At 66.1% G+C, this 18,579-nt stretch carries 18 protein-coding genes; 5 read left to right on the forward strand and 13 right to left on the reverse strand.

Annotated features, from left to right (window positions below; translation table 11 throughout):
* The first annotated feature begins 32 nt into the window (after nucleotides 1-32).
* The 3 genes from AC3FKG_RS15005 to AC3FKG_RS15015 all read left to right on the forward strand — a co-directional run bounded on the left by AC3FKG_RS15005 (nucleotide 33) and on the right by AC3FKG_RS15015 (nucleotide 2,820).
* Nucleotides 33-392, forward strand: coding sequence for a DUF485 domain-containing protein (locus AC3FKG_RS15005; protein WP_488743432.1), 360 nt, complete (start codon nucleotides 33-35; stop codon nucleotides 390-392).
* Nucleotides 389-2,026 (forward strand): cation/acetate symporter ActP, encoded by a 1,638-nt coding sequence (gene actP / locus AC3FKG_RS15010; RefSeq protein WP_488743433.1) that lies wholly within the window; start codon nucleotides 389-391, stop codon nucleotides 2,024-2,026. The genes AC3FKG_RS15005 and actP overlap by 4 nt, the downstream gene beginning before the upstream one ends.
* A 119-nt stretch (nucleotides 2,027-2,145) precedes the next feature.
* A complete protein-coding gene (locus AC3FKG_RS15015) occupies nucleotides 2,146-2,820 on the forward strand; it encodes a TetR/AcrR family transcriptional regulator (RefSeq protein WP_483708198.1) in 675 nt (224 codons plus the stop codon).
* A 213-nt stretch (nucleotides 2,821-3,033) separates the two neighbouring features.
* Here the strand turns inward: AC3FKG_RS15015 and yddG are convergent, their stop codons facing one another.
* The 4 genes from yddG to AC3FKG_RS15035 form a co-directional block, all read right to left on the reverse strand.
* The gene (gene yddG, locus AC3FKG_RS15020) at nucleotides 3,034-3,957 is read right to left on the reverse strand and encodes an aromatic amino acid DMT transporter YddG (RefSeq protein ID WP_488743434.1); all 924 of its coding nucleotides are present in this window, start codon (nucleotides 3,955-3,957) and stop codon (nucleotides 3,034-3,036) included.
* A 253-nt stretch (nucleotides 3,958-4,210) separates the two neighbouring features.
* Nucleotides 4,211-5,188: a lysylphosphatidylglycerol synthase domain-containing protein gene (locus AC3FKG_RS15025; protein ID WP_488743435.1), complete on the reverse strand. Its 978-nt coding sequence runs from the start codon at nucleotides 5,186-5,188 to the stop codon at nucleotides 4,211-4,213.
* The gene (clsB, locus tag AC3FKG_RS15030) at nucleotides 5,185-6,441 is read right to left on the reverse strand and encodes a cardiolipin synthase ClsB (protein ID WP_488743436.1); all 1,257 of its coding nucleotides are present in this window, start codon (nucleotides 6,439-6,441) and stop codon (nucleotides 5,185-5,187) included. The genes AC3FKG_RS15025 and clsB overlap by 4 nt, the downstream gene beginning before the upstream one ends.
* Before the next feature lie 201 nt (nucleotides 6,442-6,642).
* A complete protein-coding gene (locus tag AC3FKG_RS15035; RefSeq protein ID WP_488743437.1) occupies nucleotides 6,643-7,107 on the reverse strand; it encodes a PaaI family thioesterase in 465 nt (154 codons plus the stop codon).
* 196 nt (nucleotides 7,108-7,303) lie between these two features.
* Between AC3FKG_RS15035 and AC3FKG_RS15040 the strand changes: the two genes are divergently transcribed.
* Nucleotides 7,304-7,552: a DUF1289 domain-containing protein gene (locus tag AC3FKG_RS15040; protein WP_488743438.1), complete on the forward strand. Its 249-nt coding sequence runs from the start codon at nucleotides 7,304-7,306 to the stop codon at nucleotides 7,550-7,552.
* A gap of 16 nt (nucleotides 7,553-7,568) precedes the next feature.
* On the opposite strand, the gene AC3FKG_RS15045 is transcribed toward AC3FKG_RS15040, so the two are convergent.
* The 4 genes from AC3FKG_RS15045 to AC3FKG_RS15060 all read right to left on the reverse strand — a co-directional run bounded on the left by AC3FKG_RS15045 (nucleotide 7,569) and on the right by AC3FKG_RS15060 (nucleotide 13,123).
* Nucleotides 7,569-8,294: an MOSC domain-containing protein gene (locus tag AC3FKG_RS15045; protein WP_488743439.1), complete on the reverse strand. Its 726-nt coding sequence runs from the start codon at nucleotides 8,292-8,294 to the stop codon at nucleotides 7,569-7,571.
* Nucleotides 8,291-9,010 carry a glutamine amidotransferase gene (locus AC3FKG_RS15050; protein ID WP_488743440.1) on the reverse strand — a complete coding sequence of 240 codons (720 nt, stop codon included), beginning with the start codon at nucleotides 9,008-9,010 and terminating at the stop codon, nucleotides 8,291-8,293. The genes AC3FKG_RS15045 and AC3FKG_RS15050 overlap by 4 nt, the downstream gene beginning before the upstream one ends.
* A gap of 68 nt (nucleotides 9,011-9,078) precedes the next feature.
* Entirely contained in the window at nucleotides 9,079-11,568 is a 2,490-nt protein-coding gene (locus AC3FKG_RS15055; protein ID WP_483708209.1) for a penicillin acylase family protein, read from the reverse strand.
* Between the two features lie 124 nt (nucleotides 11,569-11,692).
* Nucleotides 11,693-13,123 carry an aldehyde dehydrogenase family protein gene (locus AC3FKG_RS15060; protein WP_488743441.1) on the reverse strand — a complete coding sequence of 477 codons (1,431 nt, stop codon included), beginning with the start codon at nucleotides 13,121-13,123 and terminating at the stop codon, nucleotides 11,693-11,695.
* Nucleotides 13,124-13,312: 189 nt separating this feature from the next.
* Here AC3FKG_RS15060 and AC3FKG_RS15065 point away from each other — a divergent pair, with 189 nt between their 5' ends.
* Complete coding sequence (locus tag AC3FKG_RS15065) at nucleotides 13,313-13,909, forward strand: hypothetical protein (protein ID WP_483708212.1); 597 nt, start codon at nucleotides 13,313-13,315, stop codon at nucleotides 13,907-13,909.
* An 80-nt stretch (nucleotides 13,910-13,989) separates the two neighbouring features.
* Here the strand turns inward: AC3FKG_RS15065 and AC3FKG_RS15070 are convergent, their stop codons facing one another.
* The 5 genes from AC3FKG_RS15070 to queE all read right to left on the reverse strand — a co-directional run bounded on the left by AC3FKG_RS15070 (nucleotide 13,990) and on the right by queE (nucleotide 18,527).
* The gene (locus AC3FKG_RS15070) at nucleotides 13,990-15,612 is read right to left on the reverse strand and encodes an ABC-F family ATPase (protein ID WP_483708213.1); all 1,623 of its coding nucleotides are present in this window, start codon (nucleotides 15,610-15,612) and stop codon (nucleotides 13,990-13,992) included.
* Between the two features lie 184 nt (nucleotides 15,613-15,796).
* The gene (ldcA, locus tag AC3FKG_RS15075; protein WP_483708214.1) at nucleotides 15,797-16,753 is read right to left on the reverse strand and encodes a muramoyltetrapeptide carboxypeptidase; all 957 of its coding nucleotides are present in this window, start codon (nucleotides 16,751-16,753) and stop codon (nucleotides 15,797-15,799) included.
* Nucleotides 16,754-16,767: 14 nt separating this feature from the next.
* Nucleotides 16,768-17,301, reverse strand: coding sequence for a tRNA adenosine(34) deaminase TadA (gene tadA / locus AC3FKG_RS15080; RefSeq protein WP_488743442.1), 534 nt, complete (start codon nucleotides 17,299-17,301; stop codon nucleotides 16,768-16,770).
* Nucleotides 17,302-17,308: 7 nt separating this feature from the next.
* Nucleotides 17,309-17,785, reverse strand: coding sequence for a 6-pyruvoyl trahydropterin synthase family protein (locus tag AC3FKG_RS15085; RefSeq protein WP_488743443.1), 477 nt, complete (start codon nucleotides 17,783-17,785; stop codon nucleotides 17,309-17,311).
* 106 nt (nucleotides 17,786-17,891) lie between these two features.
* Nucleotides 17,892-18,527: a 7-carboxy-7-deazaguanine synthase gene (queE, locus tag AC3FKG_RS15090; protein ID WP_483708217.1), complete on the reverse strand. Its 636-nt coding sequence runs from the start codon at nucleotides 18,525-18,527 to the stop codon at nucleotides 17,892-17,894.
* Between the last annotated feature and the right edge of the window lie 52 nt (nucleotides 18,528-18,579).

Raw genomic sequence — 18,579 nt, forward strand, 5'->3', positions numbered from 1 at the left:
AACCTGAACGACAATCACTGGGAGACAACACCATGCCCCAAGCTGCCCCCTGCCCGGCTGGCCTTGGCCTTGCCGCATCCGACACGCCCGCCGTGCCGCACCCGATGCTGAGCGAGCCGGCCTTCGAGCGCCTGCACCGCATGCGACGGCGCTTCTCATGGTCGCTTACCGCCGCCATGCTGCTGGTCTACTTCGGCTTCATCCTGACCCTGGCCTTCAGGCCGGACCTGCTTGCCCAGCCGCTGGTGGCCGGCCGGCCGATGAGCATCGGCATCCCGATCGGCTTCGGCATGTTCGCGTTCACCTTCGCGCTCGTCGCCATCTACGTGCATCGAAGCAACACCGTCTACGACAGGATGATCGCGGACATCCGCAACGGAGAACCGTCATGAAACACCTGCTGACCACGGTTGCCGCGCTGGCGGCGACCACCCCGGCCTGCGCCGCCACGCCGCCCGTCGGCCAGGGGCTGAACCTGATCGCGATCGGCATGTTCTTGGCGTTCGTCGCGGCGACGCTTGCCATCACGCGCTGGGCTGCCAGGCGCAACCACAGCGTGGCCGATCACTACGCCGCCGGCGGCAAGATCACGGCCATGCAGAATGGCTGGGCCATTGCGGGGGACTACATGTCGGCCGCCTCGCTGCTGGGCATCTCGGCACTGGTCTTCACCAGCGGCTACGATGGCCTGATCTACTCGATCGGCTTCCTGGCAAGCTGGCCGATCATCCTGTTCCTGATCGCCGAACCGCTGCGCAACCTGGGCCGCTATACGCTGGCCGACGTGCTTTCCTACCGTCTCCGGCAGCGCCCGATCCGCGGCTTCTCGGCATCGAGCTCGATCGTGATCGTGCTGCTCTACCTGGTCTCTCAGATGGTGGGCGCCGGCAAACTGGTCGAACTGCTGTTCGGGTTCAACTACACATCGGCGGTCGTGCTGGTCGGCGTCCTGATGGTGGTCTACGTGTTCTTCGGCGGCATGCTGGCCACCACGTGGATCCAGATCATCAAGGCGGTCATGCTGCTGGCCGGGTGCGCGTTCATGGCCTTCATGGTGCTGAGCCGTTTCGGCTTCAGCCTAGACACCTTGTTCGAGCACGCCATCACGGCCCACGGCAAGCATGACGCGATCATGCGCCCCGGCGGCCTGGTTTCCGATCCGGTTTCGGCCGTGTCGCTGGGCATGGCGCTGATCTTCGGCACCGCGGGCCTGCCGCACATCCTGATGCGCTTCTTCACCGTCGCAAACGTCAAGGCCGCGCGCAAGAGCGTGCTCTATGCGACTGGCATCGTCGGCGCCGGCTACGCCATGATCATCGTGATCGGCTTCGGCACGATCGCGCTGGTGGCACCGGACCCGCTCTATCACAACGGCGCGGGCGCGGTGATCGGCGGCGTCAATATGGTGGCCGTGCACCTGGCGCATGCGGTCGGCGGCAATGTCTTCCTCGGCTTCATCTGCGCCGTCTCGTTCTCTACCATTCTCGCGGTCGTGGCGGGTCTGACACTGGCGGGGTCGTCGGCCATTTCGCATGATCTGTATGCGACGGTGATCCGCCAGGGCCAGGCTTCGGACAAGGACGAGATGCGGGTGTCGCGCCTCACCACGCTGGTGCTGGGCGTGCTGTCGATCCTGCTCGGGATCCTGTTCGAGAAGCAGACCATTGCATTCATCGTCAGCCTCACCTTCTCGATCGCCGCCAGCTCCAATTTCCCTGTCCTGCTGCTGTCGATCTACTGGCGCGGCCTGACCACGCGCGGCGCTGTGCTCGGAGGCATGATGGGACTTGTGACGGCGGTCGTGCTGACCATCCTCAGTCCCACCGTCTGGGTGCAGGTGCTGGGCCATGCCTCGCCGGTCTATCCGTACGAGTACCCCGCGCTGTTCTCGATGCTGGCGGCCTTTGCCGGGATCTATGTGTTCTCGGTCACTGACCGCTCGGCGCGCGGCGCCTGGGAACGGGCCGCCTACCAGAACCAGCGCGTGGACTGCGAACTGGGCATGGGTGGCAAGTCGGCGAGCTAGCGCCGCACGTCCCAATGCCGACGGGCGGACGCGGACAACCGCGCCTGCCCGTCTTCTCGCGGATCGCGCGATTGGTACAATCCGCCATCATCCGCATCGCAATGGCGAAAGAGAACGTCATGGAGACAGGCCACGAACCCGACATGGAAGACGCCGTTGCCAAGGGCACGCGGCGGCTGTTGCCGGAGGAACGCGAGCAACAGATTGTCGAAAAGGCCATCGAGCACTTCACGCGCAACGGCTTCGGCGGCAGCACGCGCGAGCTGGCACGGCAGATCGGCGTCACGCAACCGCTGCTGTACCGCTATTTCGAGAGCAAGGATGCACTGATCGAACGCGTCTACAACGAGGTGTTCCAGTGGCGTCCGGACTGGGACCAGCAGATCACCGACCGCTCCCTGCCGCTGACGGAACGGCTCTACGCGTTCTACCTCGACTACTCGTCCGTCATCCTCCGCGAAGAATGGATCCGGCTGTTCATCTTCGCCGGGCTCACGCACGAAGGCATCAACAAGAAATACCTCGGCAAGCTGCGCAGCAAGGTGTTCGTGCCCGTGCTGGCCGAGGTCAGGGCCGAGTTCGGCATTCCCGCCCCCCGTGACGCGGCGGAGACCGAAGCCGAGATCGAGATGATCTGGGGCCTGCACGCCGCGATCTTCTATATCGGCGTGCGCAAGTGGATTTACGGGCTCAAGGTGCCGACCGACATGGAAGCCGTGGTCCGGCAGAAAGTCGACATGTTCCTGAACGGCGCCCCGGCGACCATACGCGCGCTGCGCGCAAAGGCGAAGTAGGCGGCGCCGTGCTGGACCATCGCTTGCACGTAGACGTCCGTGCGCTTCGAGAACGCGTCGAGCTGAAAGATGGCCTTGGTGCCGCCGCCGAGCTCCTCGGTGTCCTTCAGGCCCCCAGCGGCTGCCATGCGGGAAACCGCTCGCCATGGCGACCTGGCTATGGCCCCCGACATTGCTAAATTCCCTTGGGATACGTAGCCCCGGGTGAAGTTGCTATGTCGTCTGACCTGAACCGGACGACGCGGACGCTCGCTCCCCTCGCCCACGCGTAGCCAGCCAGCACAGGACGGAGCCCGCGCAAACCATCGCCGCCCCTTTCCAGAACGCGAGGGAAAGCGGCGCATGCAGCAGCGCAGCGGCCAGGGCAGCCGAAAGCACCGGGATGAAATATGACGCGCCGGCCAGGACCGTCACGTTGCCATGCAGGATGCCGACATTCCACGCGGCATAGCCAAAGCCCATTGCACAAGCCGCCAACGCCAGGTAGATCAGGCCAGCGACGCTGAAGCTGATGATCTCGCCGCCGGTGAACAGGTACTTCGCCCACAGCGCGAGCGCCGTCAGGATGAAGAACAGCGTGACGCCGTTCTTGCCCTGCGCAATGCGCGCCGTCACCGTGCAGTAGCCCGCCCAGATCACCGCACCGGCAAACGCCAGGCCGTAGCTCAAGGGGTTGTCCCGCACGTTGCCAGCCATGCTCTGCAGATCAAGTCCCTGATCACCGCCCAGCACCGACGCAATGCCCAGGATGGCCACCAGGAAGCCGGGCACGATCAGCCAGTTTGCCCGCTGCCGGTTGAACAGGATCGCAGCCAGCATCGTGAACGTGGGCCAGAGGTAATTGACCATGCCGACCTCGATGGCCTGCCTCCCGCTGTTGGCATAGCCGATCGACAGCGACAGGCACAGTTCGTACGAGACGAACAACAGGCTGCCCCAGAGCCGATAGCTGCGCGGCAGCGCGCCTCGCCGCACCGGCCCCACCGAGAACCAGAGCAGCACGGCGGCGACCGTGTAGATCAGGGCTGCCCCGCCCGTGGCGCCGAAGCTTTGGCTGACGCCGCGGATCAGGCCGACGATCGAACTCCAGAGCAGCACGGCCACGAGTCCGATCAGCGTTGCCTGTTTTCTTTGCATGAATGCCATTTGGGTGGGGCCATCGATAAATGCATGAAGGGTCGTACGTTACCGTGCCGGGGCCGGCACGTCGATCCGGATCGTCTTGATTTCGGTGTACTGGTCATGCTTAGGACGGAGATGACCGGTCCCGCGAAGCGAGCTTTATCCGGCCCAGTCGTCCGGAAACGGTTCCGCGCGCCCATATGGATCTGTCGCGGCGGCGCATGACGGAGTATGTGGCGCCCGCGGGCGTGGATGTCCCGCTGACGCTTCAGGCATGGTCGGCCTGCCCCGTCGCGGGCGCGCCGCGCAGTTCCATCCACGCGTACATCGCCGACGCGATCACCATCGGCAACAGGTAATAGAGCGCCCGGTAAGCGATCAGGGCCGCGACCACGACATGCTCGGGGGCGACCGGACGCAGCAGCAGCACGAACACGCTTTCCAGGACGCCGATACCGGCCGGGATATGGGCAATCGCGCCGGCGACCGCGCCGACCAGCAAGGCGGTGAGCGACTGCCACAGGGTCACTTCTTTGGGCAGCAGCAAATTCAGGATGCTGGCGAGCACGATCCAGTTCGTGACGGACAACGCTGTCTGCAGCAAGGCAAAACGGAATCCGGGCAGCCGGAACACGCGCTTCCTGAACCGTATGCTGCGTGTGCTGGCCTTCGCGCAGGCCAGCCAGTAGAGCAGCCCGCATGTCAGCATCAGCAAGCCGATGGCGCGCAGCATCCATGGCGTGACACCCCACTCGACCGGTAATAGGGGCGGCACGATGGCGAGCACGCCGCCGGCCAGCAGCATGTAGCCGGTCCAGTTGGTAATGACGGCAATGGTGTAGACGCCGGCCACTTGCGACCCGCTGACGTTCGCGCGCGAATAGAGCCGCAGCCGCATGCCCAGCCCGCCCACCACCGCCCCCACGTTGAGATTGAAGATATAGGCGATAAACGCGATCAGCATGACGCGCGGCGTGGATAGGTGGTGTCCGGTGTATTGGCGCCCGAGGACGTCGAACGAGGCATGCAGGGCAAAGCTGACGCAGGCCAGGCCCATCACCGGCAACAGCGTGGCGACGTTGTAGCGCGTCAGGGCCTGCCATACCTGCGCCCAGTCGACGCCTCGCAGGCTGTGATAGATCAGGTACACGACGAGCGCCACGAAGGCGATGACTGCCACGCGCCGGATGATCGGCCAGGGCTTGCCGCGCCGCAGAGTCTGGCGGAGGCGGACCGTGGCCTTCATGGACCATCCCGTTGAGCGTTGTCCACGTCCATCCCAGCCGGCGCATCGATGGCCGGCTCCGGTACCTCCGGCGACACCAGCTGCGGCGTATGGGCCGGCAGCCATCCCGCCCACGCGGGAAACTTGCGCAGGAAGTGGAAGATCACCGGCGTGACGATGCCGTGCCACCACGCCTCGTGCCGCCCTTCGGCCGCGGAGATCTCGGTGCAGCTGCGGGACATCAGGCCGCGCAGGTTATCCTTGAGCAAGGCCACGAACGCCTTATCGCGGATCACGAGATTGGCTTCGAGGTTCAGCGACAGGCTCAAGGGGTCGAGATTGCTGGATCCCACTGTGGCCCAGTCATCGTCCACCACGGCCACCTTGCTATGGTTCGGCCGCTCGCAGAATTCGAATATCCGCACACCCGATTCGCGCAAGCGCGCATACAGCATGTCGACGGCGCGCTTGACCCACAGCATGTCCGGCCGGCCTTGCAGGATCAGCCGCACATCGACGCCGCGCTGCGCCGCGGCGCAGATCGCCTGCAGCAGCCGATAGCCCGGCAGGAAGTAGGCGTTGGCAATGATGATCTCGTGCCGTGCCGCGCGGATCGCCATCAGGTAATGCCGCTCGATGTCGTTGCGGTGCTCGTGGTTGTCGCGCGTCACGAGCAACGCGGCCCCGGGCAGCGAGGGTTCGAACGCAGTGTTGCCAGGCGCAGCCGGACGCCGCCACCGGTGCGTGGCGTAAGGCCCGGTGGCAGCCGCGCCAATGGCCTCCAGCATGAATGCGTGGATCACCTGCGCGGCCGGCCCTTGCACCTCCACGGCATAGTCCTGCTTGGCTCTGGGGCTGGCCTGGACCAGGTGATCGACGCACAGGTTCATCCCCGCGACAAAGGCGATGGACGCATCGATCGCCACCAGCTTGCGATGCAGCCGTCGAAACAGATTGGTCCGCTTGCCCAGCAGGTGGTGGCCCGGCGAGAACATGCGCACCGCAACGCCAGCTTCGGCCAGTCGCGCCATATAGTCGGCGGAGAGCTCGGCCGTGCCGAAACCATCGACGGTCAGCGCGACGTCCACGCCCCGTTGCGCGGCCGCCACCAGTGCGTCGGCAAGCGGCTTGCCGACCTCGTCGTCGGCCAGGATGAACGTTTCCAGCAGCACGCTGCTGCGCGCGGCACCAATGGCCACGATCAGGCTCGGGAAGAACTCCTCCCCGTTCTCAAGCAATCGGAACCGGTTCCCCGACGTCCATGCGCTGTCCATTTCCGCCAACTAGCAGGATTGGTGCCCGGCGGACGTGCCGGGGTGGCGGGAGACGAAACCCGCGCCACGGCAAGGCCAGCGCCGACGGGCATGTCCCGCCCACGGCCCACGCATGGTCGAAACCAGCCGCCGAAGGTCGGCAAGATGTAGGAATTGCCCAGCGGGCGAAGCCGGGTAAAGGGTCGTGGCGACCTTCGACCTTTACCCGAACATCGTGCTGCTCATCAGCGCCTTGGCCACCAGGATGCCGGCATCGGACGCTTCGGCGTACACCTCGACATCGCTGATCACCTGCCGGCGGCCGCGCCGCACCACGCTCGCGACGGCGCGCAGGCCTGCTCCGTTTGCCGGGGCCAGGTACTGGATGGTGAGCGAACCCGTGGCCCCGCCCTTCACCTGCTCCGGATCGGCACCGGAGGCCGCGGCGGCAGCGCCCGCGATATCGATCAGCGTGGCGATCACGCCACCGTGGACCGTGTTGCCCAGGGTGACGTTCTCCTGCCTGTACGGCAATACCAGCTCCACGTGCTCCGGCTTGAGCACTTGGAGCTGCACGCCGAGCGCGCGCGCGACCGGCGAGCCCATCAGGACCTCCTCCACCATCTGCCGCATGCGGGGGTGCGTCACGGCGGGAACGGAAACGGCTGGGGCGATGGCTTCGCGCATCTGTGGCTCCTTGGGATCGATGGTCAACGCAACGCAGCGTACGCGGCATGATGCAGCGGCTCAACGACCTCCGAGGTAATCGGAATGATTCCATGCCCTGCCGGCGGCACTCGCTTCAAATCTGTCCGCGCATGGAACCGGGGCCGCAGCAGCAGCCCGTTTATAATGCCCGACTGCCAGCCCTTTCCACGCCTGCATGTCGTCTTCCCCCTCAGACTCCGTCCTGTCCGCCGTCCAGTCCGACGCCACCGGACTGGCTGACCGCCCTGACAGCCCCTGCGTCGGCATCTGCTCGACGCTGTTCGACGAAATCTGCCAAGGGTGCGGACGCACCGCCTCGGAAGTCAGCAACTGGGTATTCCTGAGCGATGGGGAAAAGCAGGCGGTCTGGGAACGCATCACGCGCGAGGGCACGGCCCGGCGCTTCCGCCAGGGCCGAGCGTAGCCGGCCGCTTCCCGTTTCAGCCGCCTGTCAGGCGCTTTTCCATGTCCTCGACTTCGTGCTTCGCCAGCCGCTGGCGGGCCAGCTTGCGCCAGCTCTCGGCCAGCGGCGGCAACTCGGCCATCTCGGCCAACGCCGCATAGTCCAGGCGATCCACATAAAGCACGCGCAGCAGGCGGGCCATGCTCCAGTCCGGATACGGACGGCTGACCAACATTAGTCCGTCGCCCACGCGCAGTTCGCCCTCTTCCAGCACGCGGTAGTACCAGCCCGTGCGCAGGCTCTGCTGCACCGCGCGCGACAAGCCTGCGTGCCCGAAGCGATGGTTCAGCTTCCAGCATGGCTGGCGCGCCTGCGACACCTCCACCAGTGCGGTGCCAAGGCGGAAGCGGTCGCCGATGCAGATGTCCGCTTCGGTGAGCCCCGTGGTGCTCAAGTTCTCGCCAAAGGCCCCCGGCGCGGACAAGACCGTGCCGGCCGGCGCGCAGAGATCCGCAAGCTCGGCCCGCCAGGCCGCGTAATGGTCGTATGCGTAGTGATGCAGCGCCTTTTCCGGACCGCCATGGTGCTTCGGATCGCCCTGGCCATCGCCCGACAGGCCAAGCGCAGTCACCCGCACAGCATCCGCGATCGCCCGCTTGTCGATGCCGCTCGGCACACCCTGCGGGCCGAAAGGGCGAACCTGGCCGATCAGGACCGCATCGACCGGAACGCCACGCAGCGCGGGCAGGTCGGTGCGGTTCACAGGCCGGCCTCGTCGAGCCAGCGCGCGAACATGCGGCGGCCCGCCGCCGCGACTGTCTCGCCGATTTCCGCGGTACGCGCGCGGATGGTGCGCGGGTCAATGCCCGCCTTGCCCAGTTCAACCGTGTGGCCGATCAGCCAGGCCTCGATATCGCGCGGCAGCACTTCCGGATGGAACTGCAGCGCCAGGACCTGGTTGCCGATGGCGTACGCCTGGTTGGGCACCGCGGCGGTCGATGCCAGCAGTTCCGCCCCCGCGGGCAGATCGAAGGTGTCGCCGTGCCAGTGCAAGACCTCCCAGTTGGCCGTGGCCAGTTCGGCCAATGCCGAGGCACGACCAGTGGCGGTCGGCACGATCGGCGCCCAGCCGATTTCGCGCGTTCCCGGGTACACGCGCGCACCGCAGGCCCGCGCAATCAGCTGCGCCCCGAGGCAAACCCCGATCACCTTCCCCTTGGCGGCAAGGCGCGCGCGAATCAGCGCGATTTCCTGTTCCAGCCACGGGTACGCCTCGGTCTCATAGACCCCGATCGGTCCGCCGAGCACCAGCAGCAGGTCGGCCGGATGGTCCGCAATGGGCTGGAGGTCATCGACGCCGGCCTGGAATACCTGCAGGGCGTGGCCGCGCGCGCGCAGCGCTTCGGCAATCACGCCGCCGTGTTCAAAGGCGACGTGCTGGATGATGTGAGTGGTACGCGAAGGGGTGGACGTTGCCATGCACGGCTCCTGCCGATGGGATGGCCCGAAATAGTACTGCCATTCGGTCAAGGACGTCCGCAACGCGGCTATTTGCCACGACTGCCCCCTTCCTTTGCCGTGGCGGGCTCCAGCACCAGCGTGTCGAACGGTTCGCGCGCCGGTTCACGCCGCCGCGCCAGCGTGATGTACTCCACCGCCGCCCACTTGCCGGTCCAGTCGCGGTAGTTCGGCGACACCGGATTGCCCGACTGTCCGGTCGAATCCATGAAATGCGAGGCATCCAGGTCGGCCAGGTCATAGAGCGCGCGCAGGCTGGCTGCGTGCGTGCTCTCGAACGGCGCCTGCTCGTCGCGCGGGTTGTTGCGCCCGACATTGACCGTGTAGGTGTCGCCTCCGGTCGGCACGCGCAGGTTGAACAACCCCGACAGGTACGGCTGCTTGCCGAACGGCTTGTGTTCGGAGCGGGCCGCATGCGCATTGCCCCAGCGCCATTTGCCGGGGTTGTCGCCATAGCGCCGCGAGAGGTCGGCGAGCGCGAGTGTCCACGCATCCGCGACAGCATCGGCGCAGGTCTCGTGCTCGGTCGTCCCAGACTTGTCGCACCAGAAGCTGCCGAGCGAGCCGGGGCCGGCGGCATTGCGCAGGATGTTGAGCATCGGCTGCTGCACGTTGCGCTGCTCCCACATGCGCTGGAACAGCGCCTCGCCGACCTTGTCCTCGAACAGCCGGCGCGACAGCTCGCGCAGCCAGGCAGTGACGATCAGCGGCTGCGGCGCCGCGGCATCCATGGTGCCGTCCCAGTTGCGCAACGCCTCGAACAGTTCGCGCTCGCGCTGTGGCCGGGTGGCGTCATTCGCCACGGGCGCTGCCAGCAGCAGCGGCAGGACATCGCGCATGGCCAGCGAGACCACGTCCTTCTGGATGGCCCCGAACGACTCGAACGTATGGCGCGGCACGCCATCGAGCAGCGCGCGGATGCGCTGGTAGCGATACGGCACGGTCCATTCGCTCGTGATGAAGTAGGGATAGTCGGGCCCGACGATGCGCTGGTTCGCCGTCACGATGATGCCGTTGGGCGGGTTGTAGGCACGCGGCAGGTGCTCGAACGGGATAAAGCCGTTCCAGTCATAGCGCGCGTCCCAGCCCGGTGCCGGCGCCAAACCTTTGAGATCGTTGTCGGCGCGGCGCAGCGGAACCCGTCCCGGCGCGATGAAACCGATATTGCCGTCCACGTCGGCATAAACCATGTTCTGCTGCGGCGAGTGGAAGTCGCGCAGCGCTTGCGTGAAACTCGCCCAGTCGGTGGCCAGGTTCATCTTCAGCCCGGCCTGGAAGGTGAGATCGTCAGGGCGCAGCGCCGTCCACTGGAACGCCACGACGTAACGCGCGCCTAGCGGGGCCGCGGCATTGGCGACGGGTTCGGCCACATCGGAAATGACCGGGCCGTGACGGGTTTCGCGCACCGTCAGGGTGACATCGGCCGCGCCCTTGACATGGATGGTCTCGGCACGCGTCAGGAACGACACCCAGCCATCCGGCGTCTGGTATTTCTCGGTGCTGCCCGGCTGCAGGCGTTCGAGGAACAGGTCCTGGACGTCCGGCGCCGTATTGGTGAAACCCCAGGCAATGCGCGCGTTATGGCCCAACACGACCAGCGGCGACCCAGGCAGCGTGGCGCCGGCCACGTCCAGCCCCGGCGCCTGCAGCCTAGCCAGGTACCAGAGCGCTGGCGCCTGCAGGCCGAGGTGCGGGTCATTCGCCAGCATGGGCTTGCCCGACCGCGTATGCGCGCCGGACACCACCCAGTTGTTCGATCCCATTCCTTCCACGTAGCCGGGCGGCGCCATGTCGCCGGCGCGGGCCAGCGCCGAGGCCAGCGGGGCCAGGTGGCGGTACAGGTTGCCGTAGTCCAGCGTGCGGACCGGCCGCTCGCCCGGATACGGTGCCAGCAGCTCGCTGATGCGCGCGGTCGGCAATACCTGCGACAGCGCCATGCGCAGGGTTTCCTGGGTCCAGTTGCCGCCCAGGTCCCATGCCATCATGGTCTGCCAGCCGAGCGTGTCGGCGGGCTCCCAGTGCTCCGGACGCGTCCGCAGGATCACGAACTCGGGCGGCAGCGGTTCCTTGCGCTGGTCGATATAGGCGTTCACGCCGGCCGCATAAGCCTGCAATGCGGCACGCGAGTCCGGTTCGAGCTGCGCGAAGATTGCCTCGGCATTGCGGCGCACGCCCAGCGTGCGAAGGAAGCGGTCGGTATCGAGCGCCTTGGGCCCGAGGATCTCGGCGAGCCGGCCCGCGACGATGCGCTTGTTCATCTGCATCTGCCATAGGCGGTCCTGCGCATGCACGAAGCCCAGCGCGTAATACGCATCCAGCCGCGAAGCAGCCTGGATATGCGGCACGGCGTTGCGATCGCGCACGATGGTGACGCGTCCGTGCAGCCCGGGCAGCGCCAGCGTGCCCGCCGACTGCGGCTGCGACGCCTGCCGATACCAGATATAGCCGCCCGCCAGCGCCGCCGCGGACACCAGCAACAGCACCGCTACCAGCCAGGCCAGCCGTCGGAACCAGCGCATCGGTCATCTCCCCGAGAGAATTTTTGTTTGGCGGCAATTATCGCCACCAACGCGCACAAACAAGAAGCCCCGCATGCTGCCATGCGGGGCCTTGGACCCAGATACCCGGACGGATTATCGGCTATCAGGCCGGCTTCTTGAGTTGCAGGGCCTTGTACTCGAGGAATTCCTCGAGCCCGTACTTGCCGGCCTCGCGCCCGTTGCCGGACTGCTTGTAGCCGCCGAACGGCGCCTGCATGTTGAACGGGCCGCCGTTGATGTCCACCTGGCCGGTACGGATGCGTCGCGCCACGCGGATCGCGCGCGCTTCGTCACCGGCCCAGACACCGCCACCCAGGCCATAGACGCTGTCGTTGGCGATACGCACCGCGTCTTCCTCGGTGTCGTAGCAGATGATCGACAGGACCGGCCCGAAGATCTCCTCCTGCGCCACCGTGGCGCGCGGGTCCACATTGCCCAGCACGGTCGGCTTGACGAAGAAGCCCTTCTCCAGGCCCGCCGGCGCGTCGGGGCCGCCCGCGACCAGTTCGGCACCCTCTTCCAGCCCACGGCGGATATAACCTGTCACGCGGTCCTTCTGCACCGCGGAAATCAGCGGCCCGAGCCGGGTGGTTTCCTGCAGCGGGTCGCCCACCGTAAAGCCTTCGGCCACCTTCGCGGCCAGCGCCTTCACTTCGTCATAGCGGCCGCGCGGTACCAGCATGCGCGTATGCGCCGAGCAGGTCTGGCCGGAATTCAGGAAGCACGCATTGATGGTGCCCTTCACCGCCGCCGGCAGGTCGGCATCGTCCAGCACCACCGAGGCGGACTTGCCGCCCAGTTCCAGCGCCACGCGCTTGACGGTCTGCGATGCCAGTTCCGACACACGCTTGCCGGCCCGGGTCGAGCCCGTGAACGACACCATGTCGACCTCGGGATGGCTGGCCAGCACCTCGCCTACCACCGGACCATACCCGGTCACCAGGTTGAACACGCCCGGCGGCAGGCCTGCCGCTTCGATCACCTCGGCCAGCACGAAGGCATTGAGCGGCGCCACTTCCGACGGCTTGAGCACCACCGTGCAGCCGGCGGCCAGCGCGGGCGCCACCTTCAGCGTGATCTGGTTGAGCGGGTAGTTCCATGGCGTGATCGCGGCCACCACGCCGACCGGCTCGCGCACGACCAGCGAATTGCCGACCTCTTCCTCGAATTCGAAGCTTTCCACCAGCTTCGCGGCCTGGCCCCAGTTGTAGACCGGGCCGCCGACCTGGATCGCGCGTGCCAGCTTGATCGGCATGCCGACCTCGCCCGCAATCAGCTGGGCCAGTTCTTCGGTCCGCGCCTTCAGGCCCTCGGCGATCTTGCGGATATAGTCGGCGCGCACCGCCGGCGGCGTGCTGGCCCAGCCATCAAACGCGGCCCGGGCAGCCTGGATCGCGTCTTCCGCGTCGCGCGGGCTTCCCTCGGGGATACGCCCCATGACCGCTTCGGTGGTGGAATGGATGACGTCGATCAGCCCCGTGCCGTGCGGGCTGACCCATTTGCCGTTGATAAAGAGTTTGTCTCGTTGTTGCATGGCCACAGTTGTCAGTTTGGTCAATCAGCGGTTGCAATTATTTTGTTACTTTTATGGTGCACCACATTGTAGAGCGGATTGGAGCAGGCGGTTTTTCAGGCTGCGCCATCCGCGAGGCAACAGATGGCGATAATCGGCCGCGCCCCTGGGATCTCGCCAGCGCGGCGGATACATAACAGGGAGCGAGACGTGGTTAACCCGATTTACCGCAAGACCGAAGCCGGCCTTGACGAGATCAAGACGCGCGCGCGCAAGCTGGATCACAAGCTGCGCGCCCTGCTGCTGATCGTCAATGGCGAACGGCGCGAGCAGGAACTGCTGTCGCAGCTTGACGGCATGGGAATAGGGTCGGAGTCGCTCAAACAGCTGGTGCAAATGGCCCTGGTCGAGACCGTGCCGGAAGCCGCCCCGCAGCAGCGGCCCGCCCCGGTGAAGGCCGCACCCGCCAGCGAGGACAGCAATCTCTTCTCGATGTATGCCATGCGCCGCGTCGAAGCGCAGGAGTCCGCCCAGGCGCCGGCTACGGCGCCCCACTCAGAGGCGGATATCCGGGCCTACCAGCGCCTGTACCACTTCTACACGGACGTCATCAGCCAGCACCTTGGCCTGCGCGGTTACGTCATGCAGGTCAAGGTCGAAAAAGCCACCGATCTCCCGGCGTTGATCGCCCTGCGTGACCCGCTCAACGGCGCACTGCTCAAGGCCAAGGGCGAGATCACCGCGCAAGCCATCACCGGGCAGCTCGACGAGCTCGTCAGGATGATGGGGATGGACGCAGGCGGCTGAACTCGAGCCGTCGCAAACAGCGAACGAGAAGCACAAAGGCCGCCCGGAGGCGGCCTTTGCGTTGACACGGGTTCGGGCGCTTAGCCGTCGATGCCCTGCGACTGCAGGTACTCGTCATACGTGCCGAGGTAATCCGTCAGCGTGCCATCGGTACGCACTTCGATCACGCGCGTGGCCAGGCCGCTCACGAACTCGCGGTCGTGCGAGACGAAGATCAGCGTTCCCTGGAACTTGTCCAGCGCGATCTGCATCGACTCGATCGACTCCATGTCCATGTGGTTGGTCGGCTCGTCCAGCGCCAGCACGTTGTGGCGGCCCAGCATCAGCTTGCCCCAGATCATGCGGCCCTTTTCGCCACCGGACAGCACCTTGACGTTCTTCTTGATGTCGTCCGCCGAGAACAGCAGGCGGCCCAGCGTGCCGCGCAGCGAGGTCTCGTCGTCGCCGGCCTGTGTCCACTGGCTCATCCAGTCCATGACGTCGCGGTCGGTCGGGAATTCCTCGTAGGTGTCCTGCGGCATGTAGCCGACGTTGGCGTTCTCGGCCCACTTGACCAGGCCGCGGTCGACCTCGACACCGCGCTGCACGCCGGTCTGCACCGCGCCGTTCAGCAGGCTGCGCAGCAGCGTGGTCTTGCCCGCGCCGTTTTCGCCGATGATCGCCACGCGCTCGCCGGCCTGGATCGCCAGCGACAGGTTGTTGATGATCTTGCGGTCGTAGGTCTTGGTGATGCCTTCCACCTCGACCGCCAGGTTGTGCAGCTTCTTCTCGAACTCGAAGCGGATGAACGGGTTCTGGCGCGACGAGGGCTTGATGTCCTCGACCTTGATCTTCTCGATCTGCTTGGCGCGCGAGGTCGCCTGGCGGGCCTTGGACTTGTTGGCCGAGAAGCGGCGCACGAAGTCCTGCAGTTCGCTGATGCGCTCCTTGGCGCGCGCATTGGCGGCCATCTGTCGCTCGCGGGCCTGCATCGACGCTTCCATGTAGTCGTCGTAGTTGCCCGGGTAGACCTTGAGCGTGCCGTAGTCCATGTCGGCCATGTGCGTGCACACGGAGTTCAGGAAGTGGCGATCGTGCGAGATGATGATCATGGTGGAGTTGCGCTCGTTGAGCACAGTCTCCAGCCAGCGGATCGTGTTGATGTCCAGGTTGTTGGTCGGCTCGTCGAGCAGCAGCACGTCCGGGTTCGAGAACAGTGCCTGCGCCAGCAGCACGCGCAGCTTCCAGCCCGGCGCGACGTCGCTCATCGGGCCCTGGTGCTGGGTGGTGGGAATGCCTACGCCCAGCAGCAGTTCGCCGGCACGGGCCTCGGCGGTGTAGCCGTCGTACTCGGCATACTTGGCCTCCAGTTCGGCGGCCTTCATGTAGTCTTCGTCGGTCGCTTCGGGGTTGGCGTAGATGGCGTCGCGCTCCTGCGCGGCGGCCCACATCTCGGTGTGGCCCATCATCACGACGTCCAGCACGCGCATGTCTTCATAGGCGAACTGGTCCTGGCGCAGCTTGCCCAGTCGAATGCCCGGCTCCAGCATGACGTTGCCCGACGACGGCTCCAGGTCGCCACCGAGGATCTTCATGAAGGTGGACTTGCCGCAGCCGTTCGCGCCGATCAGGCCGTAGCGGTTGCCCTCGCCGAACTTGACCGAGATATTCTCGAACAACGGCTTGGGGCCGAACTGCATGGTGATGTTTGCGGTAGAAAGCACGTCTGGAACCTTGTCTGGAAACGGGTATGGCGCCAATGCGCCAGGCTTCCCGGAACGGGGCGGCGCCGCCGAATGCGATGCGCCCCGGTTCATGGGAGAACCCCGGAGGAAATGGGGGAAATAACCGATTATTTTACCATCCGCACGCCTTTCCGGCGACCGGAGGGTGCGGGTCGAAAGCGCGTCAGGCCAGGGCCGGCAGCACCGGATAATCCGAAAGGCCCAGCGTGAACCCCTCCGCACTTGCGCTGAGCTGCGCCTGCGCGCCAACCGGCAGCGTCAGCTTGCGCGCACAGTGGCCGAACGGCAGGCCGGTCACCACCGGCACCTTCAACTCGTCGCGCAGGTAGGCGACGACGGCGTCCATGTCGTAGCCGTTGTCGTAGTCCGTCACGCGGTAGTTCGAAAAATCACCAAGGACGACGGCGCGCTGCGCACCGAGCACGCCGGCCTGGTGCAACTGGACCAGCATGCGTTCCACGCGATACGGCGGCTCGTTGATGTCCTCCAGGAACAGGATGCCGCCTTCCACCTTCGGCATGAAGCGAGTGCCCAGCAGGCTGCACAGCATGGCCAGGTTGCCGCCCCACAGCGTGCCCGCCACCGTGCCCGAGAACGGCTGCCCGCCGTCCTGCGGGGCCAGCACCGTCACCGTGTAGGCCGGATCGCGCAGGATGCCTTCGAAGTGCTCCCACATGAACGGGTCGACCATGTCCGCGCCGAAATCCGCCAGCAGCATCGGCCCGGCAAACGTCACGCCGCCGGTTGCCGCCAGATAGGCCAGCTGGAACGCCGTGAAATCGCTGTGGCCGACGATGGGCGTGCCGCTGGCGCGCGCTTGCTCGGCGATCTGCGCGAAATCGAGCCGCTCCAGCAGTCGTGCGATGCCGTAGCCACCACGCACGGCCAGCGTGAGCTCGTGCGGAGTACCGGTGCCGATCGCATGCAGGTCCGCGAGCCGTTCGGCATCGGTGCCGCCAAAGCGCAGGTAGCGCCGCGCCAGCACGTCGGGGTTGGTCGTGTGGTACCCGTGCGCCTTGAGCCAGGCACAGCCGCGTGCCGCGATGGCGACATCGTGCGGATACCCGGACGATGCGATCAGACGGACTTCGGTATGCGGCTGGATGCTCGGTGTGCTCATACGGGTTGGCTTGATCAGGGTTGTTCGGGATCGGACAAGCTTCGTGCAGCGAGTTGCGCGGCCTTCTGCGCGCGGCGCCGGGCGCCGAAGAAGTCCTTCAGCATCTGCCCGCATTCGGCTGCCAGCACGCCGCTCGTCATGGTGGTCTGGTGGTTGAGCTGCGCCTGCTCGAACAGGTTCACCACGCTGCCGGCCGCACCCGTCTTCGGGTCCGTCGCGCCGAACACCACATGGCGCAGGCGCGCATGGAGGATGGCGCCGCTGCACATCGCGCACGGTTCCAGCGTCACGTACAGCTCGCACTCGGGCATGCGGTAGTTGCCCAGCACTTGCGCGGCCGCGCGCAGGGCCTGCATCTCGGCATGGGCCGACGGATCCATCGACGTGATCGGCAGGTTGTGCCCGCGCGCGATGATGGCATCGTTCCACACCACCACCGCGCCGACCGGCACCTCGCCCGCGGCTTCGGCCAGGCGCGCCTCGTCCATGGCAGCGCGCATATAGCGCTCGTCGCGCGCGATGTCCTCCGCCGTGCGGGTTTCCGACATGGGCGACTCAGTCCTGTGCCGGCAGCTCCGCCGTGGCGGTGACTTCGGCCCAGCAGTTGGGCGTTTCGAACAGGACCAGGCGGGTCAGTTGCAAATGGTGGCCGAAGCAGTCCTTGAACACCGGGGCCAGCATGTCGAAGGCGATCTGCGCCAGGTTCTCGACCGTCGGGATGGCGTCCAGCACCACGGTCTTGTGCCCTTCCATCGACTGCAGGAAGTTCAGCAGCGCGGTGTCGCCGCGATAAATCAGGAACGCATGGTCCCATTTGGACACCAGGTGGTCCTGGGCCAGCGACTTTATATCGCCGAAATCGAGGATCATGCCGTCATCCGACGCACCCTCGCGATGCAGCACCTCGCCCGACAGCGTCAGGTCCAGGCGATAGCGATGGCCATGGATATTGCGGCACTGGCCGCAGTGGTTCGGGATGCGATGGCCGGAATCGAATTCGAGCCGGCGGGTAATGGAAACTTGTTTTCTCATGGGTACGGGCGCTTGCAAGGCGGCCTGCATTGGGTGGACTTCATGCCGGAGTCCGCAGGCTCTATTGTGGCCCACGCTGCGGCCACGGGACAGGAATCCGCCTGAATCAGCGGATGCCCAGCAGCTTGTGGGTCTGCAGCGACAGGCGCCAGCGCGGGTGTCGCTGGCAGAACGCCACGGCGGCGGCGGTATTTTCGCGGGCCAGCGGGCCGTCCATGGCTTGCACCAGGAAATACCGGAAATCCAGCTGCTCGTATGCGGCGAAGTCTTGCCCGGCCTGCGGCATCACCACCTTCAGCTCGTCGCCCTTCCTGACCACGAGTTCGGAGCCCATCTTGGGGCTCACGCAAACCCAGTCGATTCCCGGCGGCACCTCGATCGTGCCGTTGGTTTCAATCGCGATCTCGAAGCCCTGCGCGTGCAGCGCGTCGATCAGCGGACCATCGAGCTGCAGCAGCGGCTCGCCGCCGGTGCACACCACCAGCGGCTTGCCGCCGGCGCCTTGCGGCCATTCGGAAGCGACCGTCGCGGCCAGTTCCCCGGCCGTGCGGTACTTGCCGCCGCGCGTGCCGTCGGTGCCGACGAAATCCGTGTCGCAGAACTGGCAAACCGCAGTGGACCGGTCCTCTTCGCGCCCGCTCCACAGGTTGCAGCCGGCAAAGCGGCAGAACACCGCGGCTCGGCCGGCGTTGGCGCCTTCGCCCTGCAGCGTATAGAAGATTTCCTTGACGGCGTAAGTCATGCTTTGCGGCGCGCTCCGGTCAGGAACGCAATGGTTTCAGCGGCCAATGGCG

Source organism: Cupriavidus sp. 22TCCZM04-2, assembly GCF_057798895.1.

Bases quoted from the DNA above. Each gene is read 5' to 3' on its own strand.
- AC3FKG_RS15005 (WP_488743432.1), top strand. From the start codon at position 33: ATGCCCCAAGCTGCCCCCTGCCCGGCTGGCCTTGGCCTTGCCGCATCC.
- actP (WP_488743433.1), top strand. From the start codon at position 389: ATGAAACACCTGCTGACCACGGTTGCCGCGCTGGCGGCGACCACCCCG.
- clsB (WP_488743436.1), bottom strand. From the start codon at position 6,441: ATGGACAGCGCATGGACGTCGGGGAACCGGTTCCGATTGCTTGAGAAC.
- AC3FKG_RS15050 (WP_488743440.1), bottom strand. From the start codon at position 9,010: ATGGCAACGTCCACCCCTTCGCGTACCACTCACATCATCCAGCACGTC.
- AC3FKG_RS15060 (WP_488743441.1), bottom strand. From the start codon at position 13,123: ATGCAACAACGAGACAAACTCTTTATCAACGGCAAATGGGTCAGCCCG.
- yddG (WP_488743434.1), bottom strand. From the start codon at position 3,957: ATGCAAAGAAAACAGGCAACGCTGATCGGACTCGTGGCCGTGCTGCTC.
- AC3FKG_RS15025 (WP_488743435.1), bottom strand. From the start codon at position 5,188: ATGAAGGCCACGGTCCGCCTCCGCCAGACTCTGCGGCGCGGCAAGCCC.
- AC3FKG_RS15085 (WP_488743443.1), bottom strand. From the start codon at position 17,785: ATGAGAAAACAAGTTTCCATTACCCGCCGGCTCGAATTCGATTCCGGC.
- AC3FKG_RS15040 (WP_488743438.1), top strand. From the start codon at position 7,304: ATGTCGTCTTCCCCCTCAGACTCCGTCCTGTCCGCCGTCCAGTCCGAC.
- tadA (WP_488743442.1), bottom strand. From the start codon at position 17,301: ATGTCGGAAACCCGCACGGCGGAGGACATCGCGCGCGACGAGCGCTAT.
- AC3FKG_RS15055 (WP_483708209.1), bottom strand. From the start codon at position 11,568: ATGCGCTGGTTCCGACGGCTGGCCTGGCTGGTAGCGGTGCTGTTGCTG.
- ldcA (WP_483708214.1), bottom strand. From the start codon at position 16,753: ATGAGCACACCGAGCATCCAGCCGCATACCGAAGTCCGTCTGATCGCA.
- AC3FKG_RS15035 (WP_488743437.1), bottom strand. From the start codon at position 7,107: ATGCGCGAAGCCATCGCCCCAGCCGTTTCCGTTCCCGCCGTGACGCAC.
- AC3FKG_RS15015 (WP_483708198.1), top strand. From the start codon at position 2,146: ATGGAGACAGGCCACGAACCCGACATGGAAGACGCCGTTGCCAAGGGC.
- queE (WP_483708217.1), bottom strand. From the start codon at position 18,527: ATGACTTACGCCGTCAAGGAAATCTTCTATACGCTGCAGGGCGAAGGC.